Origin of the sequence: Mycobacterium kubicae, assembly GCF_015689175.1 — a bacterium.
Taxonomy (GTDB): domain Bacteria; phylum Actinomycetota; class Actinomycetes; order Mycobacteriales; family Mycobacteriaceae; genus Mycobacterium; species Mycobacterium kubicae.
Genome location: NZ_CP065047.1, coordinates 5,539,242 through 5,562,386, shown reverse-complemented (window position 1 = coordinate 5,562,386; position 23,145 = coordinate 5,539,242). Strand labels below are relative to the sequence as shown.

Sequence of the window (23,145 nt, the reverse complement as noted above, 5' to 3'; positions counted from 1 at the left end):
AGCCAGCTTCACGTTCGATGCCCAGCGTGCGGCCAGCTTCACGCTGGGTGACCGGGCGGCAGCGGCGGTAGGGCCGGCGCCACAAACCCCACCGGTCCCGAGGCGATACACACCGCCAGGGCGGTGGTATCGGCCTCGACAGTGATCGCGTCGCCGGCCCCGGGCAGTCGCACGAAGACCCGGTTGAGTCCGGGGTGCACCGGAACCTTGGTGCGATGGCCGTCGGACAAGGACAACGTCATCGAGCCGTCGGTGTTGGCCAGATAGTTGAGCTCGACGGTCCAATCGGCGGGCAGCAACGGCCCATCCAGTACCAGCCGCGCGGGTTTGTCGGGCTGGGCGAAGTAGCCGCACTGCGGCAGTGGCCCGGGCCGGATCGTCCGCACCCACGTCACCCGCGCGTCGATCAACCGGCCGGAGTTGTCGAACATGCGCAATTGCGTTGTCGCCGAGGCGAACTCGGGCCGGTCACGCACCAGGGCGAACATGTGGCTGGCCAGGTTCTCCGGCCAGGCCACGCGCTGCAGCACCAGCGGATCGACCTCCTGGTCCAGCAGCGGAGCATTCGATGCGGCATGTGCCGCCGCCAAACTGGCGCGCGCGTTCTTCAGATACGGCTCGGCGGGGTTGTCGCGCCAGCTGCCAAGAAACGTCCACGTCGAAAACAGGCTGCTGGCCACCAACAACACCGCCACGCCGGTCACCACCGCAGTGCGCGTCCGCGACGCATCCAGCCAGCCCGACGCCGCCCGGTTGGGCGCGGTGAACGCCACCGCGGCCAGCAACGCCAGCACCACAACCAGATCCGGGAAGTACCGCAAGGTCTGGGCCAACTCCAGCGCGGTGAACCGCGACGAGCGCATCAGGTAGATCGGCACCTGACAGGCGACGGTGTACCCGGCCGCGGTCAGCCACACCGGGCCGATCCGCTCTTTGCGCGCCAGCGAGACCACCAGCGCCGCCGCCAGCACCAGCCAGCCCAGCCCCATGACCAGCGGCGGCGGAGTGGCCCACGGCGAGGCCGGTGCCCAGCGCGCCCACTGCCAGGGCCCACCGGCCAGCCCCGGCACGATGCCGTGCGTGACCGATCGGCGCAGCAACGCCCACGTCATCGCCAGATCCGAGCTCCAGCGCCGTTGGTTCACCACGGCCAGATACAGCGCCACCCACGCCACGGTCATGCTCAGCGCCGGGACCCATAACCGGACCCCGGCCCGCCACGCGGTGCGCAACGCGGCGCTGTCGCCGCCCGCATGGCAGAGCAGGGCGACGACGGCAAAGGCGACGAACGTGATCACCGCCGCCTTCTCGAAGAACAACAAGCCACCGAAGTAGACGAGGGTCCCGGTGGCCGCATAGCGCTGCCTGCCGGTACGGACCAGCAAGACGGCGTCGCCGCACACCCAGGCCAACGCCGCCAGCATCGGCAACGAATTGAGCGCCGCCGCCCACCAGGCGTACCCGGGCACGGCCAGCGGGGTGAACAGCGCAAAAGTCAGGGGGACCAGCAACACCGGCCGCCAGCCCAGGATCACGTGCAGCGCGCGCAACAAGGCCAGCGACGCCAGCAGTTGCAGCACCACCAGGCTGAGCGCCGGACCAGTCCAGTTCAGCGGCGCCACGTGGATGATCGCGCCGGCGACCAGGAACGCTCCCGGCATCACGTGCCCGTCGTGGTCGTTGAACAGATAGGCCGGTGACAGCAGGCCCTGGGTCCCGGCGCGGCCGATGAGAATCAGGTCATCCCAATAGAAATAGCCACCGAATGCCAGCACGGCGCGGATCGCCAGGTGCAGTGCGATCAGCGCCGCGGCGGCCAGCACGACAACCCGCCGGTATGGTGGGCCGGTGCGCGCACTGGTCACCGGGGCAGCCGGTTTCATCGGGTCGACGCTAGTCGACCGACTCCTCGCCGACGGCCACACGGTGGTGAGCCTGGACAACTTCGCCACGGGCCGCGCCACCAACCTCGAGCACCTGGCGGGCAACCTCGAGCACTCCTTCGTCGAGGCCGACATCGTCACCGCCGACCTGAACGCCATCCTGGCCGAGCACCGGCCCGAGGTGGTGTTCCATCTCGCCGCCCAGATCGACGTCCGGCATTCGGTGGCCGATCCGCAGTTCGACGCGTCGGTGAACGTGGTGGGCACCGTGCGCCTGGCCGAGGCCGCCCGCCGCGCCGGAGTCCGCAAAGTGGTGCACACCTCGTCGGGCGGATCCATCTACGGCGTCCCGCCGCAGTACCCGACCCCGGAGACGGTGCCCCCCGACCCGGCTTCGCCGTACGCCGCGGGCAAGGTGGCCGGCGAGATCTACCTGAACACCTTCCGCCACCTGTACGGCCTGGACTGCTCGCACATCGCACCGGCCAACGTCTACGGCCCGCGTCAGGACCCGCACGGTGAAGCCGGCGTGGTGGCGATCTTCGCCCAGGCACTGCTGGCGGGTAAGCCGACCAAGGTGTTCGGCGACGGCTCCAACACCCGCGACTACGTCTTCGTCGACGACGTGGTCGACGCGTTCGTCAAGGCGTCCGGCGACGCCGGGGGCGGGCAGCGTTTCAATATCGGCACCGGCGTGGAAACCTCTGACCGCCAACTGCATTCGGCCGTGGCAGCGGCCGTCGGCGGCCCCGACGACCCGGAGTTCCACCCACCCCGCCTCGGTGACCTCAAGCGGTCGTGCCTGGACATCGGTTTGGCGGGAAGGGTTTTGGGCTGGCGCCCACAGGTCGAGCTGGCCGACGGGGTGCGCCGCACCGTGGAGTTCTTCCGCCACAAGCACTCTGGCTAGTGCTCGGGCGCTTGCGCGCCCTCCAGCGCCGATCTGTATCTGGGCTCCTCGGGTGCTTGCGCCCCCTCGAGTGCCACCGCACGGGCCAACCGGGCGTACCGCAATTCCAGGTCCTTGAACCGCAGGTAAGTGCTCAGTGTGGTGAAGCTGAAGGCCATCACCAGCGCGTAGAGCATCAGGTCGGTGCCCCGGTTGACCCCGAACCAGTGCGCCACCACCGTGGTGTCGTCGGGCCGCAGCACCGCGTAGACGCCGGCCAACACGAACAGGACGTAGCCCACCTTCACCCATGCCTTGGAGCGCGCGCTGCGCCGCGAGCGCAACAAATACACCAGCAGCACGATGATGGAGCCGATCAACAGCACCTGAATCCAGTTCACCGTCGCATCCTTCCTCGCAGGAACCCGTCGAAAATGATGTTGACGCCGTTGAGCAACGGCTGGCCCTTGGACTTCGAGTAGTCGGTGTAGAGCACCTCGACCGGCTGTTCGGCGATGCGCCAATGGTTTTCCGCGATCAACATGATGATCTCGGTGGCGTGGCTCATGCCGCTCATGGTGATGTTGAGGCCGTCGGCGACCTTCTTGTTGAACACCCGCAGGCCGTTGTTGGTGTCGGTCAGCCCTAGCTGGCGGCCGCGTCGGCTCAACCGCGCGGCGGTCCGCAGCACGATCCGCTTGAGCAACGGCGGCCGGGTGGCAGCTGCCTGGTCGGAGGGCCCGGCGAAGCGCGTCCCGATGACGACGTCGACGTCCTCTGTGCACAGGCGGTCGATCATGGCGGCGACGTCCTTGACGCGGTGCTGCCCGTCGGCGTCGAAGGTGGCGAACACCTGGGCCCCGGGCTGGCGGCGGGCGTACTCCACGCCGGTCTGAATGGCCGCACCCTGACCGAGGTTGATCGGGTGGCGCACCAAGTGCGCGCCGGCCCGCCGAGCGATCTCGCCGGTGCCGTCGGAGCTACCGTCGTCCACGCACACGACGTTGTCGAAGACAGCGCGTAAGTCGGCGATGACCTCGCCGATGACGGCGGCTTCGTTGAAGGCGGGAACGACGATCCAGACGTCAGGGTGCAGCGATTGAGTGGCCATTTAAGCCCACAAGCTACACGTTGCGCCCGCCTATTCAGGTGCTTGACCGGCCGACGCGGGACAGCGCCGCCAGATGCACGCCGATTCCCACCAACGGACCGCACAACAGGGCCACCACGGTGCGGGTTTGTAGTTCCAGTGGCAGTAGTAGCAACAATCCGGCGGCCACCGTCGCCCCGACCCAGCCCAACGAATACGCCCGATGCAACGCCGCGGCCACGGTGGCCGCTCCGGTGAGCGTCAGCATGGCGATGGCCACCGCCGCGGCCGTCAGCCAGGCCAGTAGTGCGCTGCTGGCCTGGTAGTCGGCACCGAAGAACTCCCGCAACAGCCAGGGGCCCAGCACTGCGGCCAACAGCACACCGAGTGCGCCGACGCCGACGACGAGCGTCGCCGGCCTGATCAGCGCCCGCAGTCGGTGGCTGCGCTCGTCGACGAAGTGGGCGATCAGGTTGCCCTGCATGGCGGTCAGCGGCACTAGCAGCGGCGCGCGGGTCAGCGTGACCGCCAGAATGACGACGCCGCCCTGCGACCCCAACGCGTCAGAGGTCACCTTCAGCAGCACCGGAAAACCCATCACCAGGATCGCGCTGGCGCCCGCGGCGGTGATCGAGTGGGCGGCGCCGCGCAGAAACGTCACCGTGTTGCCGGGCGTCATCAGATGCGCCGCGGCGCGGGTGCTGGGTGAGGCGGCCAGCATGATCAGCCAGGCCACCGCGCCGCCTACCGTCGCCCACAGAAACCCCACCAGACCCCAGCCAAGCAGGAACGTCGCCGCGGCGATCGTGACGCGGATGACGGCGTCGGTGACCATCAGTGCGCCGTACTGGGACCACCGGTTGGTGCCGGCCAGCATGCCCAACAAGGTGGCGTGCAGGCAGAACCCGGCCAGCCCCACGCTCAGCAGCGCCACCGACAGCCACCGGTTCTCCACGAACACCCGCCCGCCCCACAGCACCGAACTGCCCGCGATTGCGACGGCGGCACCGACGCCGACCATCCCGGCGATGCGCAGGGGATGGGTGCGGCCACCGCCGGGCAACGCCGCCAGGTCGCTGACGTAGCGCATCGAGCGGACTTCGCGGGTGGTCTCTTGCAGCAGCCCATTGGCCGCCCCGGTCACCAGCCCGAACGCTCCCCAGAACACGCCGAAGACGGAGAACCCGGCGGGTGCCAGATCGCGGGCGGCCAGGTAGATCACCGCGTAGCCGCACAGCGCGGTCAGACCGGTAGCGGCGCCCACCCGCACCACGCTGCCCCGAGCGAGCCCCCCCGAGACGCCCGTCGGACCTTCGACAGGCGATCCGAACGGGGACGCGCTGCCGCCGACTTCCGTCACCGTCCGAATACTAAGCGCCGCGGGCCTTCGCTATTCTGGGCGGCTGTCGGGAAAGGACCCATGACCACCCTCCGCATTTTCGGCTTTTCGCTGCTGGTGACCGTGGTCGCGTTGGCCGTCGGGTATTGGCATGGCGGCCTCAAGGCACTGTTGCTGCTGGTGGTACTGGCGGTGCTCGAGGTGTCGCTGTCGTTCGACAACGCCATCATCAACGCCGCGATCTTGCAGCGGATGAGCCCGTTCTGGCAGCGCATGTTCCTGACCATCGGCATTCTCATCGCGGTATTCGGGATGCGGCTGGTTTTTCCGTTGTTGATCGTGTGGGCCAGCGCCGGACTCGACCCGGTTCGGGCGATGGAGTTGGCGCTCAACCCGCCGCCGGGGGGTGCGCTGGAATTTCCCGACGGCTCACCGAGCTACGAGAAGCTGATCACCGCGGCCCATCCCCAGATCGCGGCGTTCGGCGGGATGTTCCTGCTGATGCTGTTTCTGGATTTCGTCTTCCACGATCGAGACATCAAATGGCTCAAGTGGCTCGAGGTGCCGTTCGCTCGCATCGGCCGGCTCGGTCAGCTGCCGGTGATCGTGGCCGGTGCGGCGCTGGTGTTGATCGGCACCCAGTTGACGCATTCGGACCAGGGCCGTGCGACGGTGTTGACCGCTGGGCTGTTGGGTCTGGTCACTTATCTGGTGGTCAACGGGCTGAGCAGGGCGTTCCGGCCGGCCGATATCGACGACGCGTCCGACAGTGGCGGCGAAAAAGCTTCTGGCAAGGCAGGTTTGACGCTTTTCCTGTATCTCGAGGTGCTTGACGCCGCGTTCTCCTTCGACGGGGTCACCGGCGCCTTCGCCATCACCACCGACCCGATCATCATCGCGTTGGGCCTGGGGCTGATCGGCGCGATGTTCGTCCGCTCGATCACCGTCTACCTGGTTCGTCAGGAGACCCTGGACCGGTATGTCTACCTCGAACACGGGGCGCACTGGGCCATCGGGGCACTGGGCGTGATCATGCTGATGTCCATCGACCACCGCTTCCACATCCCGGAGTGGATCACCGCGTCGGTGGGCGTGGTGTTGATCGCGGCGGCGTTCGGCAACAGCGTGTGGCGCAATCGTCGTGTTGCCGAACGCGAATCGGTCAGTGACCGTTCTTCTTGAACCTTTCCAGCGAACGCTGCACCTCGGCTTCGGCCTCTTCACGGCCAACCCAGTCGGCGGCCTTGACGAACTTGCCCGGCTCCAGGTCCTTGTAGTGGACGAAGAAGTGCTTGATCGCGTCTAGCTCGAACTCCGGCACATCCCCGATGTCCTGGATGTGCTCCCAGCGGTGGTCGCCGGCCGGCACGCACAACACCTTGTCGTCGCCGCCTGCTTCGTCGACCATCTTGAACATGCCCACCGGTCGCACCTCGACCAGCACACCGGGGAACAGCGGCTCGGGCAGCAGCACCAGCGCGTCCAGCGGGTCGCCGTCTTCGCCGAGGGTGTTCTCGATGAAGCCGTAGTCGGTCGGGTACGCCATCGGGGTGTAGAGGTAGCGATCCAGCTTGACCCGCCCGGTGTCGTGGTCGACCTCGTACTTGTTGCGCTGGCCCCTGGGAATTTCGATGACAACGTCGAATTGCACCGCGTCGGCTCCTTTGTATACGCATGCGTGGCGCGTCCACCCTAGTCGAGCGGTGTCCTGACGTCGCTCGGCGGCTGGTTGGGCAGAATGGACCGCAAAGACAGGAGAGTCATGGGTCCCAAACGGTGGCGGAGAACCACCCATGTGCTGGTGGGGCTGGTTGTCCTGGCGTTCGTTGCTGCCGTCGTCGCCGCCGCCGTGTTCTTCACCAGCGGAGGGCACGGGACCGGCGGCGCGCGTTCGCCGGTACCGCCGCCGCGCCCGCCCACGGTGAAGCCCGGGGTGATTCCGGTCGCCGAAACCGCCACCGCCCCCAGCCCCGGTGGCGTGAGCGCAGCGCTGGCCGCGGCCGCGGCCGACCCGAACCTGGGCCGCCTGGGCGGGCGCATCACCGACGCCATGACCGGACAAGAACTCTGGCGTCAGCTCGATGACGTGCCGCTGGTGCCCGCGTCGACCAACAAGGTACTGACCGCGGCGGCCGCCCTGTTGACCCTGGACCGGCAGGCCCGGATCAGCACCAAAGTGGTGGCCGGCGGCCAGGGCGCCCAGGCGCCCGTGGTGCTGCTGGGTGCCGGTGACCCCACGCTGTCCGCGGCCCCGCCCGGCGTGGAGACCTGGTATCACGGCGCGGCCCGGATCAGCGACCTGGTCGAGCAGATCCAGCGCAGCGGCGTCACGCCCACCGCCGTCCAGGTGGACATCTCCGCGTTCAGCGGCCCCACCATGGCGCCGGGCTGGGATCCGGCCGACGTGGACAACGGTGACATCGCCCCGATCGAGGCGGCCATGATCGACGCCGGACGCATCCAGCCCACCACCGTCAACTCACGCCGCACTCGCGCTCCGGGATTGGACGCCGGACGGGAGCTGGCCAAGGCCCTCGGGCTGGACCCGAACGCGGTAAGCCTCGCCAAGGCGCCGCCCGGCGCGCGCCAGCTCGCGGTGGTGCAGTCGCCGCCGCTGATCCAGCGGCTGATTCAGATGATGAACGCCTCGGACAACGTGCTGGCCGAATGCATCGCACGCGAGGTGGCGGCCGCCATCAACCGGCCGCAGAGCTTCACCGGCGCCGTGGACGCCGTCACCAGCCGGTTGAACACCGCCCACGTCGATACCGTCGGCGCGGCGCTGGTCGATTCCAGCGGCTTGTCGATCAACGACCGGTTGACCGCGCGAACGCTCGACGGCACGGTCCAGGCCGCGGCGGGACCCGACCAGCCCGCGCTGCGGGCCTTGCTGGACCTGCTGCCGATCGCCGGCGGCAGCGGCACCTTGGCCGAACGCTTCCTGGACCGGGCCACCACCCAGGGACCCGCCGGCTGGTTGCGCGCCAAAACCGGCTCGTTGACCGCGATCAACTCACTGGTCGGGGTGCTCACCGACAGCAGCGGACGGGTGCTCACCTTCGCCTTCATCAGCAACGACGCCGGCCCCAACGGGCGCAACGCGATGGACGCCCTGGCCACCAAGCTCTGGTTCTGCGGGTGCGCGGCGTGAACCGGTCGACCGATGTGACGCTGGGCAATGCCGTCGACTGGCGGTTCGCCGCCACCGTCGGCGAGAAACTGGCGCGTCCGGCGCCGCCGTCCAGTGAATACACCCGGCGGCAGGTGATCGAGGAGCTGGCCAGCGCCGCCGCTGCCGCCGAGCCCCCGGTGCGCGACGTGACCGGGCTGGTCACCGACGGTGACGTGCCGCCGGCGCGCGTGGTGAATCGGCAGCAGTGGGTCCGCGCCGCCGCCGAGTCGATGCGCACCATGACCAACGGAACCGACAAGCCGCGCGGGCGGGTCACCGGCCGCATCACCGGCGCCCAGACCGGTGCGGTGCTGGCGTTCGTGGCCTCGGGCATCCTGGGCCAGTACGACCCGTTCACCGGCGATGACGGCACCCTGCTGCTGGTGTATCCCAACGTCATCGCCGTCGAACGGCAATTGAAGGTGGAGCCGTCGGACTTCCGGTTGTGGGTCTGCCTGCACGAGGTCACCCACCGGGTGCAGTTCACCGCCAACCCATGGTTGGCCGGTTACATGTCGCAGGCGTTGGGGTTGTTGACCCAGGAACCGGCCGACGACATCCGAGAGGTGGCCAGCCGGCTCGCCCAATTCGTCCGCAGCCGCGGCGACGGACCCGACGACGACACCCCGGGCGGCATTCTCGGGCTGATGCGCGCCGTGCAATCCGAACCTCAGCGCGACGCACTGGATCGGCTGTTGGCGCTCGGCACGCTGCTGGAAGGCCACGCCGAGCACGTCATGGACGCGGTCGGTCCGGTGGTGGTGCCGTCGGTCGCCACCATCCGTCGCCGCTTCGACGAACGTCGCCAGCGCAAGCAACCGCCGCTACAGCGGCTGTTGCGGGCGCTGTTGGGGTTGGAAGCCAAACTCAGCCAGTACACCCGCGGCAAGGTGTTCGTGGACCAGGTGGTGGACCGGGTGGGCATGAAACGCTTCAACACGGTCTGGACCAGCCCCGAGACGCTGCCCCGGCCTGCCGAGATCCAGCATCCGCAACGATGGATCGACCGGGTGCTCTAGCGCAGCTACGCACGGCTGCGCAGGCGTTCGCCCAGGCATATCTGGACCCCGGCGAGCGGTGGTGTGTCGGACTGTCCGGCGGTCCCGACTCGCTGGCGCTCACCGCTGTGGCCGCCCAGTTGCGCCCGACGACCGCGTTGATCGTGGACCACGGCCTGCAACCGGACTCCGGCGCGGTGGCCGAAACCGCACGCAATCACGCACTGTCGTTGGGATGCGTGGCGGCGCACGTGCTGCGCGTGCAGGTGGGCGCCGAAGGCGGTCCGGAGGCGGCGGCACGTACCGCTCGCTACGCCGTCCTGGACGCCGCTCGCGACGGGCCGGTGCTGCTGGCGCACACGCTCGACGACCAGGCCGAGACGGTGCTGCTGGGTCTGGGCCGGGGTTCGGGGCCCCGGTCCATCGCGGGCATGCGTCCCTACGACCCGCCGTGGTGTCGGCCGTTGTTGGGTGTCCGGCGCAGCGTGACCCACGCCGCCTGCGCTGAGCTGGGTCTGGCCGCTTGGCAGGATCCGCACAACGCCGACCGTCGCTTCACGCGTACCCGGCTGCGCACCGAGGTGCTGCCGTTGCTGGAGGATGTGCTGGGCGGTGGCGTCGCCGAGGCGCTGGCCCGTACCGCAACCGCGTTGCGCGAGGACACCGAGCTGATCGACGCGATGGCCGCTCAGGCGCTGCCGGGTCTCAGCACAGAGTCGGCGGCCGGTCCGGGCTTGGACGCGGGGGCCTTGACTGCCCTGCCCGCTGCGGTGCGCCGCCGGGTGATCCGCGGGTGGCTGCTGGCCGGTGGGGCGATTGGGTTGACGGATAAGCAGATTCGTGCGGTGGACGCACTGGTCACCGCCTGGCGTGGGCAGGGTGGGGTTGCGGTGGGGTCCACGCTGCGAGGTCAGCGCTTGGTGGCCGGCCGCCGCGACGGTGTTCTCACCTTGGGCCCGGAACCAATCTGACGCCCACGTTGGTTGATTTTGCCGCGGCGTGGCAATCTGTGGACGTGACCCACGGCGCCTCGGCGATCACCCCAGGGCAGACACCCGAGCTGTATCCGGGCGACATCAAGTCGGTGCTGCTGACTTCCGAGCAAATCCAGGCTCGCATCGCCGAACTCGGCCGGCAGATCGCCGTCGACTACGGGGACCTGGCCGCCACGACCGGCCAGGATCTGTTGTTGATCACCGTGCTCAAGGGCGCGGTGCTGTTCGTCACCGATCTCGCGCGCGCCATCCCGCTGCCGACCCAGTTCGAGTTCATGGCGGTGAGCTCTTACGGCTCCTCGACATCGTCGTCGGGCGTGGTCCGCATTCTCAAGGACCTCGACCGCGACATCAACGGCCGCGACGTGCTGATCGTCGAAGACGTCGTCGACTCCGGCTTGACGCTGTCCTGGCTACTGCGCAACCTGACCAGCCGGCATCCGCGTTCGTTGCGGGTGTGCACGCTGCTGCGTAAGCCCGACGCGGTGGGCGCCAACGTCGACATCGCCTACGTCGGCTTCGACATTCCCAACGACTTCGTGGTCGGCTACGGCCTGGACTACGACGAGCGCTACCGCGACCTGTCCTATATCGGGACGCTGGACCCGCGGGTCTACCAGTAAGCGCTACTTGAGCTCCCATACCGCGGTGACCGAGAAGCTCACCGTCTGCTGGCCGGGCTCCAGCGGCACCGCCGAGGCGCGCGGCGCCTGCTCCGGCGGGCCCGTCGCGGGAGTGGCGCCGGCCGCCTCAGAAATACTGAGCACCTTGCCCAGGCCGAGCCCGGACAGCTGAGCGTATTGCTGAGCCCGGTTCTTGGCGTCCTCGAACGCGCGGGCGCGCGCGTCCTTGACCAGTTGTGAGTCATCGACGATGGAGTAATGCACCGAGGCGATCCGGGTGGCGTCGCCGCCGGTGCTGACGATCAGGCCCAGCAGCCGGGACGCGGCGTCAGTGGGGTGGATCTTCACCTCGATGGCGTTGTTGGCGCGGTAGCCGGTGATGGTGGCGGCACCGGTGGGCCCCGGGGTGTTGTACTGCGGCTGGAGCGTGACCTGTGTGGTGCGGATGTCTTTGCGCTCCAGGCCGGCACCAACCAGCGCGTTGATCACCGCTTGTTGACGGTCGTTGGTTTGGTTCATCGCGCTGGTGGCATCGCCCGCTGTGGACTCGATGCCGACGTCGGCGGTCAAAGTGTCCGGGACACCCTGGACCTGTCCAGAGCCGAAGACGGTCACCTGGCGCGGATTCGGCCCCGGCGAGGCTGCGGAATGTGAGTCGCATGCAGACAGCAATGCGATGCTGACGCCGGCTATGGCGAGGATGGCCGGCCTGGGGACGAAACCGGGTGCGCTGCTTGCAATCGGCATGGCTGGCACCCTAGTCGTCTTTTCGGGACGTCACGGCCCCGACGAGCGTTGTCGTGGCGACGCCGGTTGTTAACCTTCTGGCCAAGTAGCGGCTCAGTTCGGCAGAAGACAATGGCCCCGCGTGGAATCCAGCAAATGGTCGCTCGCCGCCGCGGGGCCGGGTTACGCCAATTCCGCGCAGGTCGAGTTCACCGATTCAACACCGGTGCGGGAGCGGCGACTTTTGTGCTTGACCACCAGGCCGGGACGGCGGCGGCGACGGTGTCGCGGACGTGTGCCGACCAGTCGCGGAATGCCCGTTTCGGCTGGTAATCGCAGGATGTCAGCGGGTACTGGGACAGCCCGGTGGTCGGGTGTGAACGGAGGTGATTCCGGCGCAATGGAATTGGGTTTCATCGGGGCGGACCGACGTTGTGATGCCCGGCCTGGTAAGGCCGAAACCCGGCGCGAAAATCACTGCCCTGGAGCGCCTTCCGCTGCTTACTCCGCCGTCATATGCTCTCCCGCCCGACCGGGTCACGCCGGGATAGTCAGCAAGTGAAGACACGTGGGCCGCAAATTTTAGCGGCAGACACGCGTGAAACCTATCAAGTCATATAAAACTCAAAACATATTTGAAACATATATGACTCATATAAAAGCATCGCAGATGTAGCAAATATCACTCAGCAAATGAATAGTTATTTACTCGCCAGTGAACAGGCCGTATGGACCCTGTAATAGGGCCGCACGGCTGGCTTAATGTGGCGATTGATCCGCTTCGGGGGCGAGTGACGACGCCGTCAGCTGTCGCCGAATGTCGTTGAAACGAAAACGGTTTGAGGGAGGAAACAGTCGTGTCTCTAGTTTTCGCAGAACCCGACGCCTTGTTGGGGGCGTCCGCAGAGTTGCAGTCCATCAACGCGGCCATGCACGGGGGAAACGCGGCCGCCGCCGGCCCGACGACCTCGGTGGTGCCGGCCGCTTCTGACTTCGTGTCGTTTCTGACCGCCGCGCAGTTCGCCGCCCACGCGAAGCTCTATCAGGAGATCAGCGCCAAGGCCGCCGCAGCGCGCGAGCGAATGGCCACCACGCTGGGTCTCAACGCCAGTTGGTATGCGGCCTCTGAGGCCGTGAACAACAGCGCACTCGCCTAGCCGAAAGAGACGCGAGAAATGGATTTTGCAGCATTGCCGCCGGAGATCAACTCCGCGCTGATGTATGCGGGACCAGGCTCGGGGCCGATGCTCGCTGCGGCTGCGGCCTGGGAAGCCCTAGCGGCCGAACTGGCCAGCAACGCCGCAGCCTGGACGACAGTGATCACTGGCCTGACCGACGGACCATGGCTGGGGGCGTCGTCGATGACGATGGCCGAAGCGGTCGCACCCGAGATCGCCTGGCTCAGCTCGGCAGCCGGGCAGGCTCAGGACGCGGCATCACAGGCTACGGCGGCGGCGAGTGCTTACGAGGCGGCCTTTCTGGGCACCGTGCCACCGGCGGAGGTTGCGGCCAACCGGGCGTTGTTGATGACGCTGTTGGCGACGAACTTCCTCGGCCAGAACACCGCGGCAATCGCGGCGACGGAGGCGCAGTATGCCGAGATGTGGGCACAGGACGCCGCTACGATGTACAGTTACTCAGGTGCATCGGCGGCCGCGGCGGAGTTGCCTCCGTTCAGCCCGCAGGGCATAGCCAACGTGCTCACTGGCATCGGCACCTCTTTGAACAACCAAGTGAACGCGCTCAATTCGGCACTTGCGGGGCAGGGACTGCACGAGATACCGAAAGCGCTGAGTCAGATGGCCGGGCTGACGAATGCGCCGCCGGGGCTCACGAACCCTCAGGCAGCGCTCGGTCTGACCGGAAGCGCCTGGAACTCCAACGGCGATGGAATTGTCGTGGGTGGAATGTTCGGCGACGTGCTGGCGGCCTTGACCGGATCCAGTACTTTGGATAGCGGTTCTGCTATCAACGGCTTCACCAGAATGATCTCGCCCGTACGGCTCTTTGTCACAACCTTCAGGGACATCGATGGCCTGACCCGTAACTTCTTCCCGGCCGCCAAGGCCGCCGAGGGTGCCGCCAAGGCCGCCGAGGGCGCCGCGAACGCCGCCGCCAGCGCGTTGCCGAATCTGGGGAGTGGGTTGGGCGGTATTGCGGGAGCCTTGGGCAACGCGTCCAAGGTTGGGGCAGTGTCGGTTCCGGCCAGCTGGGTGAGCACCCCGGCGGCCAACCCCATCACCCTCGCGGTCAACGGCGCCGCCGGCGCCGCCGCAGCAGAACCCGCGGCGAGCGCGTTCGGGGGGTTGCCGATGGCGCCCGGTGCCGGCACCGGCCGCAGCGTGGCGAACTTCGCCGCTCCGCGGTACGGATTCAAGCCCACCATGGTCGCGCAGCCCCCGTCCGGGGGCTGACGACCGGATCCGGCTGGGCTTGGAACCGGTTACGGGGTAACGAGAATCTTGCAGTGCCGCTCGGGGTCGGCGAGGTCGTCGAAGGCCGCGCCGACCCCGTCCAGGCCTACCTCGCCGGTGATCAGCGGCGCCACGTCGATCTCGCCTTCGGCGATCAATCGCAACGACTCGGTGAATTCCTCGGGCTCGTAGGCGTTGACGAACTGCAGATTGATCTCTTTGGCAATCGCGAAGAACGGATGCACCGTGTCGGCCTGCATGCACACGCCGGCCACCACGAGCCGAGTGCCACGTCGGGCTCGCTTGATCACGTCGTCGATGATGCCGGGCACCCCGATCGCCTCGAACACCACCGCGGCTTTGACCGAATCGAACGGTGACCCCTGCGCGGGATCAATCGTCTGATGAGCACCCATCGCCGCGGCTAGCTCGCGGCGCTTGGTCGAAAAGTCTGCCGCCACAATCGTTTCGACACCGCGCACCTTGAGCGCGGCGACGATGGCGATGCCGATCGGACCACAGCCGAGCACCAACGCCGTCTCCGTGGGCGCGATGCCGGACTTGTTGACAGCGTGCCACCCCACCGCCATGGGCTCAGTCAGGGCGGCGTGCTTGAAGTCCAGGCCGTTGGGAATCGGCAGCAGCAACGGCGCCGATAGCAGCATCCGTTCGGCGTACCCGCCTAGTGTGCTGTTGCTGAAGACGATTGGCTCGACGCCTCTTTCCGTGAGAAGAACCGGCAGGGACGTGACCAGAGTGCCCGGCGGGTGCGTGTCGGTGTCCGGTCCGGCCTCGAGGACCTCGGCGCTGAACTCATGACCCATGAACACGTCGCGATCCAAATCCAGGTCCATGCCGCGACCGCGTGCCAGCTCGTTGCTCAACCCCACCACTTCGGCGCCGTGGGCCGCGAAATGCAGGTCGGAACCGCAGATCCCACAGGCCCGCACCCCCACCAGCACCTGGCCCGGGCCGGGCACCGGGTCCGGCACGTCGTCCCGATACACCATGCGCCCGTGGCGCAGCACCGACGCACGCATCAGCTGCTCTCCCGATCGTGCTCGGAGACATGCTCGGTGATCGCTTGGACGATGGCCTGCCCGGCGCGGCCGATCAGTTCTTCGCGTTTGCCCTTGGCCCACTCGTGTGATGCCCGCGCCGCGTCCAGCTGACCCTTGAAGTACGGAATCACCTTGCGGGCGAACAAGTCATAGGAGTGGAAGGTCGCCTGTGGTGAAGCCCAGTCATGGCCCAGCAGTAGCAGTGTTCCGAAGCCGCCCGACCGGTTCAGCAAGTCTTCGATATGCGCGATGGCGTCGTCAGGGGTTCCGATGCAGCAGTTGCCCTTGGCCGCATAGTCTTCGACGAACTCGCGCGGCGACTGCGCCCCTTCGACGGTATTGGCGAGCGGAACGAAGCCGGCCGCCCCGAAATACTTGGCGAAATCCAGCAGCCCGTAGGTGCAATCCTCGATGGCCTGGTCGCGGGTGTCCGCAAGATGCATGATGCTCAACACGCGCCAGTCGCTGCGTTGCGGTTCGGCACGGCCCACCTTCTCGGCCTGCTCGCACACCACCTCCCAGGTGTTCTCCAGCGCGGCATAACCGCCCGGCACAGACATCGACAGCGACAACAACGACGTGCCCAGCGCGCCCGCCAGGCGCGGACCGGACGGAGAAATCATTGCGGCCGTGGAGATCTCAGGATAAGGCCAGGTGTACGGGCGGATGTGCAACTGCGCGTCACGCAGCGTGAACCACTCGGAGTCACGGTTGATGCGTTCATCCGGTGCCGCGCGAAACAGCGCGAGAATCGCCTCGAGCGACTCCTGCATCATCCGCCGTTGCTCCATCGGATCGATACCCATCATGTAGGCGTCGGATGGCAACGCGCCGGGGCCGGTGCCGAACATCACCCGGCCGCGGGTCAAATGGTCCAGCAGCACCCAGCGATCGGCCACCATCAGGGGATGGTGGTAGGGCAGCGACACCACGCCGGTACCCAACCGAATGTGCTTGGTCCGCTCGGCGGCGGCGGCGATGAACACTTCCGGACAGGCGATCAACTCGTATCCGCCGGAGTGGTGCTCGCCGAACCACGCTTCATCAAAGCCGAGGCGGTCCAGCGCGACCACCCGCTCCATGTCGTATTCCAGTGCGACGGTGGGAGATTGGCCGGTCGGGTGAAACGGCGTGATGAAAACGCCGAACCGCATGGGGGCGCTCATCACCAGTCAACTCCTTGGAGAAACTCGAGCAGAGTGGTGTTCACCTCGTCGGGTCGTTCCTGCTGCAGCCAGTGCCCGGCACCGTCGATCATGACCTCGCGATACGGGCCCGTGATCACTTCTGCGGCGCGGTCGCTGCGGGTGAACGACAGCACGGGATCGGCTGTGCCGCCGATGAACAGCGAGGGCACCGAGATGGTGGCTCCGTCCAGGTGGGCCGTGGTCTCCCAGTTGCGGTCGAAATTGCGATACCAATTCAGGCCGCCGGTGAATCCGGTGCGGGTGAATTCGCTGATGTAGTAGTCGAGTTCGTCCTGCCTGATCCAGTCCGGCAGCCGCTCGGGTTCCGGCAACCGGTCGACGAAACCCTCGGGGCCGGGCGCCACCAGTCGCAGGGCCGCCTCGTGGTCATCGGGTGACCGCAAGCTCCCGATCATCCGGCGCAATACGCGGGCTGGGTCCGCGTTGAGTTCGGCATCGGCCACACCCGGTTCCTGGAAGTACAGAATGTAGAAGAAGTTCTCCCCGAACACCTTTCGGAAGGCCTGGGTCGGCGCCACCTTCGCCCGCGGCAACACCGGCACACTCATCGCGGCGACGCCGGCCACCCGGTCGGGGTGGAGTAACGGCGCGTTCCACACCACGACGGCACCCCAGTCGTGTCCCACCCATACCGCGCGCTCGGCGCCCACATCGTCGAGCAGCCCCACCAAGTCACCGGTCAGCTGGTGAATGTCGTAGGCCTCGATCGCCTCGGGCTGCGACGAGCCGCCGTAGCCCCGCTGATCGGGCGCCAGCACGTGATAGCCGGCCTCGGCCAGCACGGGTATCTGGTGGCGCCAGGAGTAGGCGAGTTCGGGAAAGCCGTGGGCCAGGATCACCACCGGTGCCCCGCGGTCGCCGGCCTCGATCACCCGCAGTTGGACGCCGTTGGTCTCGACTAACCGTTCGGTAGATTGCAGCACCGTCTCACCAAAGCACAAGGGCTTCTGACTGAGAAGGGCCTCGCGAGTAGTTTTGTGCACCATGAGGCGTCTGGATCATGTCGTGCTGTGGACGAAGAACCCGCAGGCATCCATGGACTTCTATACCCGCGTCGTCGGGCTTGCCCCGGTGCGCTTCGACGAATACCGAGCCGGCGAGGCCCCCTTTCCAAGCGTGCGAGTCAGCGAGGACTCCATCATCGATTTGATGGCCGCCGAAGGCGCTGGCTTCACCGAAGCCATGACAAAGGTCGAAAACAGTGCCGGCCATCCGGTCAACCACGTGTGCCTGGCCATGTCGAAGGAGGAGTACGACGCCCTCGACCAGCGGTTGCGCGATGAGGGCGTGGACACCAGCGCCCGGCTGAACAACTCCTTCGGGGCACGGGGCTGGGCGCCGCAGGGCTACTACTTCGCCGATCCCGACGGCAACGTGGTCGAGGCTCGGTACTACGAATAGCCGGCCGGTTAGCCGATCCGGTGACACATTGGGAACTTCCGCACGTTGCTTAGGTGAGATGCTGGCGACCCGCTGCGCTCCGCCATACCGGAGCTTGCGATCGGTAGGGCAGGATCTGGCGACCCGCTGCGCTCCGCCATACCGGAGCTTGCGATCGCCAGTGCGCGGTAGCCTGGACTTTTGCAGCTGCGTGTATCGGGAAGGACATGGCCGGTACGGCCGATGATTGATGAACCGTAAAAACTTGATCCGCACCGTGACGGCGATCGCTGTGGTGGTGCTGCTCGGCTGGTCGTTCTTCTACTTCAGCGACGACACCCGCGGTTACAAGCCCGTCGACACCTCGGTGGCGATGGCCCAGATCAACGGCGACAACGTCAAGAGCGCGCAGATCGACGACCGTGAGCAGCAGTTGCGGTTGACCTTGAAGAAGGCCAACAACGACACCGACAACTCCGACAAGGTCATCACCAAATACCCCTCCGGCTACGCCGTCGACCTGTTCAACGCGCTCAACGCCAAGAACGCGAAGGTCAGCACGGTCGTCAACGAAGGCAGCATTCTGGGCGAGCTGCTGGTCTACGTGTTGCCGCTGCTGTTGCTGGTCGGCCTGTTCGTGATGTTCTCCCGGGTGCAGGGCGGGGCCCGCATGGGCTTCGGGTTCGGCAAATCGCGCGCCAAGCAGCTGTCCAAGGACATGCCCAAGACCACGTTCGCCGACGTCGCCGGCGTCGATGAGGCGGTCGAAGAGCTCTACGAGATCAAAGACTTCCTGCAGAACCCCAGCCGGTACCAGGCGCTGGGTGCCAAGATCCCCAAGGGCGTGCTGCTCTACGGCCCGCCGGGAACCGGCAAGACTCTGCTGGCCCGCGCGGTGGCCGGTGAGGCCGGGGTGCCCTTCTTCACCATCTCCGGCTCCGACTTCGTCGAGATGTTCGTCGGCGTCGGCGCCTCCCGGGTGCGTGACCTGTTCGAGCAGGCCAAGCAGAACAGCCCCTGCATCATCTTCGTCGACGAGATCGACGCGGTCGGCCGCCAGCGCGGCGCCGGCCTGGGCGGCGGGCACGACGAACGCGAACAGACCCTGAACCAGTTGCTGGTCGAGATGGACGGTTTCGGCGACCGCGCCGGCGTCATCCTCATCGCGGCCACCAACCGGCCCGACATCCTCGACCCGGCGCTGCTGCGGCCCGGCCGCTTCGACCGGCAGATTCCGGTCACCAACCCCGACCTCGCCGGTCGCCGCGCCGTCCTGCGGGTGCACTCCAAGGGCAAGCCGATCGCCGACGACGCCGACCTGGACGGGCTGGCCAAACGTACGGTCGGCATGACCGGGGCCGACCTGGCCAACGTCATCAACGAAGCCGCGCTGCTGACCGCCCGGGAGAACGGCACCGTCATCACCGGACCCGCGCTGGAAGAGGCGGTGGACCGGGTGATCGGCGGGCCGCGCCGCAAGGGCCGCATCATCAGCGAGCAGGAAAAGAAGATCACCGCCTACCACGAGGGCGGGCACACGCTGGCGGCCTGGGCGATGCCCGACATCGACCCCGTCTACAAGGTCACCATCTTGGCCCGCGGACGCACCGGCGGCCACGCGGTGGCGGTGCCCGAAGAGGACAAGGGCCTGCGCACCCGCTCGGAGATGATCGCCCAACTGGTGTTCGCCATGGGCGGGCGTGCCGCCGAAGAACTGGTCTTCCGCGAGCCGACCACCGGCGCCGTCTCCGACATCGAGCAGGCCACCAAGATCGCCCGCGCCATGGTCACCGAATACGGCATGAGCTCGCGCCTGGGTGCGGTCAAATACGGCACCGAACACGGTGATCCGTTCCTCGGCCGCACCATGGGCACCCAGCCCGACTACTCCCACGAGGTCGCCCGCGAGATCGACGAGGAGGTGCGCAAGCTCATCGAGGCCGCGCACACCGAGGCGTGGGAAATCCTCACCGAATACCGCGACGTGCTGGACACGCTGGCCGGAGAACTGCTGGAAAAAGAAACCCTGCACCGTCCCGAGCTGGAAAGCATCTTCTCCGACGTCGACAAGCGGCCCCGGCTGACCATGTTCGACGACTTCGGTGGCCGGATCCCGTCGGACAAGCCGCCGATCAAGACCCCAGGCGAGCTGGCGATCGAGCGCGGCGAGCCCTGGCCGCAGCCGCTGCCCGAGCCGGCGTTCAAGGCGGCCATCGCCCAAGCCAGCCGCGCCGCGGAGGAAGCCGGGGCCACAGCCACCCCGGGCGGACACGGCCCCAACGGCTCGGCGCGCGGGGCCAACGATCGCCCGCACCGCCCGACCCAGCCCGACTACGGCGCCCCGGCCGGCTGGCATGCGCCCGGCTGGCCGCCCCAATCGCCCAATCGCCCCCAACCGGCACCGGGCTACTCCGGGCCGGACAACGACGAGTCATCCGACCAACGCGACAAGACTCGGTGGAACCCGCCGGCTCACGGCTGACGAACGGAGACTTCATGACGCAGGTGGAATCTCGCGACGCAACGACACGGGCGCGGGTATTCGACCAGCCACGAGCCGAGGCAGCCGTCCGCGAATTGCTCTACGCCATCGGCGAGGACCCGGACCGCAATGGGCTGCGCGACACCCCGGCTCGCGTCGCGCGGGCCTACCGCGAGATATTCGCCGGTCTCTACACCGACCCGGAGTCGGTCCTTAACGCGATGTTCGACGAGGACCACAACGAAATGGTCATCGTCAAAGACATCCCGATGTTCTCCACCTGCGAACACCACTTGGTGTCCTTCCACGGCGTGGCCCATGTCGGCTACATTCCCAACGCCGACGGCAGGGTCACCGGACTGTCGAAAATCGCTCGGCTGGTTGATCTTTACGCCAAGCGGCCCCAGGTCCAGGAACGGCTGACCAGCCAGATCGCCGACGCGTTGATGAAAAAGCTGGAACCGCGTGGGGTGATCGTCATCATCGAAGCCGAGCATCTGTGCATGGCGATGCGCGGCGTGCGTAAGCCGGGTGCTTTGACCACCACATCGGCGGTGCGCGGTCAGTTGCAACGGGATTCCGCTTCTCGAGCCGAAGCGCTGGACCTCATCCTGCGCAAGTGAGCCTGGCGCCCGTGCAGGTTATGGGGGTTCTCAACGTCACCGACGACTCGTTTTCCGATGGCGGCCGTTACCTCGATGCGGACAGCGCCGTTGCCCACGGTCTCGCATTGGCCGCCGAAGGCGCAGACATTGTGGACGTCGGGGGAGAGTCGACGCGGCCCGGCGCCACGCGGGTGGACGCCGAGCTGGAAGCCTCCCGCGTCGTACCGGTCGTCAAGGAGCTTGCGGCGCAAGGGATTACCGTCAGCATCGACACCATGCACGCCGGTGTCGCGCGAGCGGCATTGGAGAGCGGCGCGCAGCTGGTCAACGACGTATCCGGCGGGCGGGCCGATCCCGCGATGGCGCCGCTGGTGGCCGAGGCCGGTGTGCCGTGGGTGTTGATGCACTGGCGGCCGGTGTCGGCGGACCGGCCGCACCAGGTCCCGGACTACACCGACGTGGTGGCCGACGTGCGCGCCGAGTTGCTCGACAGCGTCGACGACGCGGTGGCCGCCGGCGTCGACCCGGCCAAGCTCGTCATCGATCCGGGTCTGGGTTTCGCCAAGACAGGCCAACACAATTGGGCCCTGCTGCACGCGTTGCCCGAACTGGTCGCCACCGGGGTCCCGGTGTTGCTGGGCGCGTCCCGTAAACGGTTCCTCGGTACCTTGCTGGCCAGGCCGGACGGCACACCGCGACCACCGGACGGTCGCGAGACGGCGACGGCGGTGATCTCGGCGCTGGCCGCCTTGCACGGAGCCTGGGGCGTGCGGGTGCACGACGTGCGGGCCTCGGTCGACGCGCTGAAGGTCGTCGCGGCCTGGAACCGAACGGAGACGACGTAGCGCGATGGCCGACCGAATCGAATTGCGCGGCTTGACAGTGCACGGCCGGCACGGCGTCTTCGACCACGAACGGGTCAACGGGCAGCAATTCGTCATCGACGTCACGGTCTGGATCGATCTTGCGCAGGCCGCCGCCAGTGACGAGCTGGCCGACACCTACGACTACGGCGCCTTGGCCCAGCTGGCCACCGACATCGTCGCCGGGCCGCCCCGGAAGTTGATCGAGGCGGTCGGGGGTGCCATCGCCGATCAGGTCATGGGAGATCAGCGGGTGCATGCCGTGGAAGTCGTGGTGCACAAGCCGCAAGCGCCCATTCCCCAACAGTTCGCCGACGTCGCGGTGGTGGTGCGGCGGTCGCGGCGCGGCGGGCGCGGATCGGTGGTGCCGGCAGGCGGGGCGGTATGACCCGAATGGTGTTGTCCATCGGCTCCAACCTCGGCGACCGCATGGCCCACCTGCAATCGGTGGTCGACGCGCTTGGCGAGGCGGTGCGTGCGGTGTCACCGGTGTACGAGACCGATCCGTGGGGTGGTGTGGCGCAGGGCCCGTTCCTCAACGCCGTGCTGATCGCAGACGACGCCGGCCGCGACGCCCACGACTGGCTGCGTCGTGCTCGTGAACTCGAGCGGGCAGCCGACCGGGTGCGCGAAACACATTGGGGTCCACGCACTCTCGACGTCGACCTGATCGCCGGTTGCGCCGGTGCGCAAGAGGTGGTGATCGACGACAGCGACCTGACACTGCCGCACCCGCGGGCCCACCAGCGCGCGTTCGTGCTGATTCCCTGGCTCGACGTCGACCCGCACGCCGAGCTGACCGTCGACGGCCGGCGCCGGTCGGTCGACGCCCTGCTGGACGAACTGGATCCGTCCGAGCGGGCCGGGGTACGGCGGTTCGCGCAACTGCACACCAGCAGAACGCCCCGCTGATGGGACCCACCCGCAAACGGGACCTGACCGCCGCGGTGATCGGTGCGGCGGTGATCGGCTATCTGCTCATCGCGGTGCTCTACCGCTACTTCCCGCCGATCACCGTGTGGACCGGGGTGTCGCTGCTGGCCGTCGGGATCGCCGAGGTGCTCTGGGGGCGGTATGTGCGGGGCAAGATCAACGAAGGCGAAATCGGCGATGCGCCCGGCTGGCTGCATCCGCTGGCCGTCGCGCAGAGCGTCATGATCGCCAAGGCCTCGGCCTGGGTGGGGGCGCTGGTCTTGGGTTGGTGGCTGGGGGTGCTGGTGTACTTCCTGCCGCGGCGGTCCTGGCAGCGGGCCGTCGCCGAGGACACCACCGGCACGGTGGTGGCGGCCGTCAGTGCCCTGGCTCTGGTCGTCGCGGCGCTGTGGCTGCAGCATTGCTGCAAATCTCCGCAGGATCCGACCGAAAACGGCGAGGGTGCGGAAGGCTGACCCAGCTCGCAATTCGGTGTGAGAATCGC

24 protein-coding genes are annotated in these 23,145 nt (G+C 67.5%); 15 read left to right on the top strand and 9 right to left on the bottom strand.

Annotated features, from left to right (window positions below; all coding sequences use genetic code 11):
- Positions 1-38 precede the first annotated feature (38 nt).
- Entirely contained in the window at positions 39-1,883 is a 1,845-nt protein-coding gene (locus I2456_RS26015) for a hypothetical protein (RefSeq protein ID WP_085074660.1), read from the bottom strand.
- On the opposite strand from I2456_RS26015, the gene I2456_RS26010 reads away from it, so the two are divergent.
- Positions 1,849-2,793: an NAD-dependent epimerase/dehydratase family protein gene (locus I2456_RS26010; protein WP_068163822.1), complete on the top strand. Its 945-nt coding sequence runs from the start codon at positions 1,849-1,851 to the stop codon at positions 2,791-2,793. The two genes, I2456_RS26015 and I2456_RS26010, sit on opposite strands and share 35 nt — an antisense overlap.
- Here the strand turns inward: I2456_RS26010 and I2456_RS26005 are convergent.
- The 3 genes from I2456_RS26005 to I2456_RS25995 are packed head-to-tail and all read right to left on the bottom strand — an operon-like array spanning position 2,790 to position 5,231.
- Entirely contained in the window at positions 2,790-3,173 is a 384-nt protein-coding gene (locus I2456_RS26005) for a DUF2304 domain-containing protein (protein WP_085074659.1), read from the bottom strand. The genes I2456_RS26010 and I2456_RS26005 overlap by 4 nt on opposite strands.
- Entirely contained in the window at positions 3,170-3,883 is a 714-nt protein-coding gene (locus I2456_RS26000) for a glycosyltransferase family 2 protein (protein WP_068023099.1), read from the bottom strand. The genes I2456_RS26005 and I2456_RS26000 overlap by 4 nt, the downstream gene beginning before the upstream one ends.
- 34 nt (positions 3,884-3,917) lie before the next feature.
- A complete protein-coding gene (locus tag I2456_RS25995) occupies positions 3,918-5,231 on the bottom strand; it encodes a polysaccharide biosynthesis protein (RefSeq protein WP_139823217.1) in 1,314 nt (437 codons plus the stop codon).
- Positions 5,232-5,282: 51 nt separating this feature from the next.
- Here I2456_RS25995 and I2456_RS25990 point away from each other — a divergent pair, with 51 nt between their 5' ends.
- On the top strand, positions 5,283-6,383 hold the full coding sequence (locus I2456_RS25990) for a DUF475 domain-containing protein (protein ID WP_085074657.1): 1,101 nt from the start codon (positions 5,283-5,285) through the stop codon (positions 6,381-6,383).
- Here I2456_RS25990 and I2456_RS25985 read toward each other — a convergent pair.
- Positions 6,364-6,852 (bottom strand): inorganic diphosphatase, encoded by a 489-nt coding sequence (locus I2456_RS25985; RefSeq protein ID WP_068023106.1) that lies wholly within the window; start codon positions 6,850-6,852, stop codon positions 6,364-6,366. The two genes, I2456_RS25990 and I2456_RS25985, sit on opposite strands and share 20 nt — an antisense overlap.
- A gap of 111 nt (positions 6,853-6,963) precedes the next feature.
- Here I2456_RS25985 and dacB point away from each other — a divergent pair, with 111 nt between their 5' ends.
- Genes dacB through hpt form a run of 4 tightly spaced genes read left to right on the top strand, consistent with a single transcriptional unit; the run spans position 6,964 to position 10,989 of the window.
- Positions 6,964-8,352 carry a D-alanyl-D-alanine carboxypeptidase/D-alanyl-D-alanine endopeptidase gene (gene dacB / locus I2456_RS25980; RefSeq protein WP_139823216.1) on the top strand — a complete coding sequence of 463 codons (1,389 nt, stop codon included), beginning with the start codon at positions 6,964-6,966 and terminating at the stop codon, positions 8,350-8,352.
- A complete protein-coding gene (locus I2456_RS25975) occupies positions 8,349-9,392 on the top strand; it encodes a zinc-dependent metalloprotease (RefSeq protein WP_116672280.1) in 1,044 nt (347 codons plus the stop codon). Before dacB ends, I2456_RS25975 begins: the two co-directional genes overlap by 4 nt.
- Positions 9,371-10,342: a tRNA lysidine(34) synthetase TilS gene (gene tilS, locus I2456_RS25970; protein ID WP_068023110.1), complete on the top strand. Its 972-nt coding sequence runs from the start codon at positions 9,371-9,373 to the stop codon at positions 10,340-10,342. The genes I2456_RS25975 and tilS overlap by 22 nt, the downstream gene beginning before the upstream one ends.
- Positions 10,339-10,989: a hypoxanthine phosphoribosyltransferase gene (hpt, locus tag I2456_RS25965; RefSeq protein ID WP_139823215.1), complete on the top strand. Its 651-nt coding sequence runs from the start codon at positions 10,339-10,341 to the stop codon at positions 10,987-10,989. Before tilS ends, hpt begins: the two co-directional genes overlap by 4 nt.
- Before the next feature lie 3 nt (positions 10,990-10,992).
- Here hpt and I2456_RS25960 read toward each other — a convergent pair whose 3' ends face one another.
- Positions 10,993-11,736 carry an SIMPL domain-containing protein gene (locus tag I2456_RS25960; protein WP_085074656.1) on the bottom strand — a complete coding sequence of 248 codons (744 nt, stop codon included), beginning with the start codon at positions 11,734-11,736 and terminating at the stop codon, positions 10,993-10,995.
- A gap of 836 nt (positions 11,737-12,572) precedes the next feature.
- On the opposite strand from I2456_RS25960, the gene I2456_RS25955 reads away from it, so the two are divergent.
- A complete protein-coding gene (locus I2456_RS25955; protein ID WP_068023129.1) occupies positions 12,573-12,872 on the top strand; it encodes a PE family protein in 300 nt (99 codons plus the stop codon).
- Positions 12,873-12,890: 18 nt separating this feature from the next.
- A complete protein-coding gene (locus I2456_RS25950) occupies positions 12,891-14,129 on the top strand; it encodes a PPE family protein (protein WP_085074655.1) in 1,239 nt (412 codons plus the stop codon).
- Between the two features lie 29 nt (positions 14,130-14,158).
- Here I2456_RS25950 and I2456_RS25945 read toward each other — a convergent pair whose 3' ends face one another.
- Genes I2456_RS25945 through I2456_RS25935 form a run of 3 tightly spaced genes read right to left on the bottom strand, consistent with a single transcriptional unit; the run spans position 14,159 to position 17,321 of the window.
- Positions 14,159-15,169 (bottom strand): zinc-binding dehydrogenase, encoded by a 1,011-nt coding sequence (locus tag I2456_RS25945; RefSeq protein ID WP_068023132.1) that lies wholly within the window; start codon positions 15,167-15,169, stop codon positions 14,159-14,161.
- The gene (locus I2456_RS25940) at positions 15,169-16,356 is read right to left on the bottom strand and encodes an LLM class flavin-dependent oxidoreductase (RefSeq protein ID WP_085074654.1); all 1,188 of its coding nucleotides are present in this window, start codon (positions 16,354-16,356) and stop codon (positions 15,169-15,171) included. The genes I2456_RS25945 and I2456_RS25940 overlap by 1 nt, the downstream gene beginning before the upstream one ends.
- Positions 16,356-17,321: an alpha/beta fold hydrolase gene (locus I2456_RS25935; RefSeq protein WP_139823214.1), complete on the bottom strand. Its 966-nt coding sequence runs from the start codon at positions 17,319-17,321 to the stop codon at positions 16,356-16,358. Before I2456_RS25935 ends, I2456_RS25940 begins: the two co-directional genes overlap by 1 nt.
- A gap of 61 nt (positions 17,322-17,382) precedes the next feature.
- Here I2456_RS25935 and I2456_RS25930 point away from each other — a divergent pair, with 61 nt between their 5' ends.
- From I2456_RS25930 to I2456_RS25900, 7 genes are all read left to right on the top strand, one after another.
- Positions 17,383-17,799: a VOC family protein gene (locus I2456_RS25930; protein ID WP_085074652.1), complete on the top strand. Its 417-nt coding sequence runs from the start codon at positions 17,383-17,385 to the stop codon at positions 17,797-17,799.
- Positions 17,800-18,028: 229 nt separating this feature from the next.
- Positions 18,029-20,260: an ATP-dependent zinc metalloprotease FtsH gene (ftsH, locus tag I2456_RS25925; RefSeq protein WP_085074651.1), complete on the top strand. Its 2,232-nt coding sequence runs from the start codon at positions 18,029-18,031 to the stop codon at positions 20,258-20,260.
- Between the two features lie 14 nt (positions 20,261-20,274).
- On the top strand, positions 20,275-20,883 hold the full coding sequence (gene folE / locus I2456_RS25920; protein ID WP_068023384.1) for a GTP cyclohydrolase I FolE: 609 nt from the start codon (positions 20,275-20,277) through the stop codon (positions 20,881-20,883).
- Positions 20,880-21,710, top strand: a complete 831-nt coding sequence (folP, locus tag I2456_RS25915; protein WP_163703894.1) for a dihydropteroate synthase — start codon at positions 20,880-20,882, stop codon at positions 21,708-21,710. Before folE ends, folP begins: the two co-directional genes overlap by 4 nt.
- A 4-nt stretch (positions 21,711-21,714) precedes the next feature.
- Positions 21,715-22,116 (top strand): dihydroneopterin aldolase, encoded by a 402-nt coding sequence (folB, locus tag I2456_RS25910; protein WP_085074650.1) that lies wholly within the window; start codon positions 21,715-21,717, stop codon positions 22,114-22,116.
- Positions 22,113-22,640, top strand: coding sequence for a 2-amino-4-hydroxy-6-hydroxymethyldihydropteridine diphosphokinase (gene folK / locus I2456_RS25905; RefSeq protein ID WP_068023149.1), 528 nt, complete (start codon positions 22,113-22,115; stop codon positions 22,638-22,640). The genes folB and folK overlap by 4 nt, the downstream gene beginning before the upstream one ends.
- Complete coding sequence (locus tag I2456_RS25900; RefSeq protein WP_068023151.1) at positions 22,640-23,116, top strand: DUF3180 domain-containing protein; 477 nt, start codon at positions 22,640-22,642, stop codon at positions 23,114-23,116. The genes folK and I2456_RS25900 overlap by 1 nt, the downstream gene beginning before the upstream one ends.
- Positions 23,117-23,145: the final 29 nt, after the last annotated feature.

Coding starts and splice junctions, on each gene's coding strand:
- I2456_RS26000 (WP_068023099.1), bottom strand. CDS start 3,883: ATGGCCACTCAATCGCTGCACCCTGACGTCTGGATCGTCGTTCCCGCC.
- I2456_RS25960 (WP_085074656.1), bottom strand. CDS start 11,736: ATGCCGATTGCAAGCAGCGCACCCGGTTTCGTCCCCAGGCCGGCCATC.
- I2456_RS25900 (WP_068023151.1), top strand. CDS start 22,640: ATGGGACCCACCCGCAAACGGGACCTGACCGCCGCGGTGATCGGTGCG.
- tilS (WP_068023110.1), top strand. CDS start 9,371: ATGGATCGACCGGGTGCTCTAGCGCAGCTACGCACGGCTGCGCAGGCG.
- dacB (WP_139823216.1), top strand. CDS start 6,964: ATGGGTCCCAAACGGTGGCGGAGAACCACCCATGTGCTGGTGGGGCTG.
- folB (WP_085074650.1), top strand. CDS start 21,715: ATGGCCGACCGAATCGAATTGCGCGGCTTGACAGTGCACGGCCGGCAC.
- I2456_RS25930 (WP_085074652.1), top strand. CDS start 17,383: ATGAGGCGTCTGGATCATGTCGTGCTGTGGACGAAGAACCCGCAGGCA.
- I2456_RS25940 (WP_085074654.1), bottom strand. CDS start 16,356: ATGAGCGCCCCCATGCGGTTCGGCGTTTTCATCACGCCGTTTCACCCG.
- folE (WP_068023384.1), top strand. CDS start 20,275: ATGACGCAGGTGGAATCTCGCGACGCAACGACACGGGCGCGGGTATTC.
- I2456_RS26015 (WP_085074660.1), bottom strand. CDS start 1,883: ATGAAACCGGCTGCCCCGGTGACCAGTGCGCGCACCGGCCCACCATAC.
- I2456_RS25990 (WP_085074657.1), top strand. CDS start 5,283: ATGACCACCCTCCGCATTTTCGGCTTTTCGCTGCTGGTGACCGTGGTC.
- folK (WP_068023149.1), top strand. CDS start 22,113: ATGACCCGAATGGTGTTGTCCATCGGCTCCAACCTCGGCGACCGCATG.
- ftsH (WP_085074651.1), top strand. CDS start 18,029: ATGAACCGTAAAAACTTGATCCGCACCGTGACGGCGATCGCTGTGGTG.
- I2456_RS25945 (WP_068023132.1), bottom strand. CDS start 15,169: ATGCGTGCGTCGGTGCTGCGCCACGGGCGCATGGTGTATCGGGACGAC.
- I2456_RS25950 (WP_085074655.1), top strand. CDS start 12,891: ATGGATTTTGCAGCATTGCCGCCGGAGATCAACTCCGCGCTGATGTAT.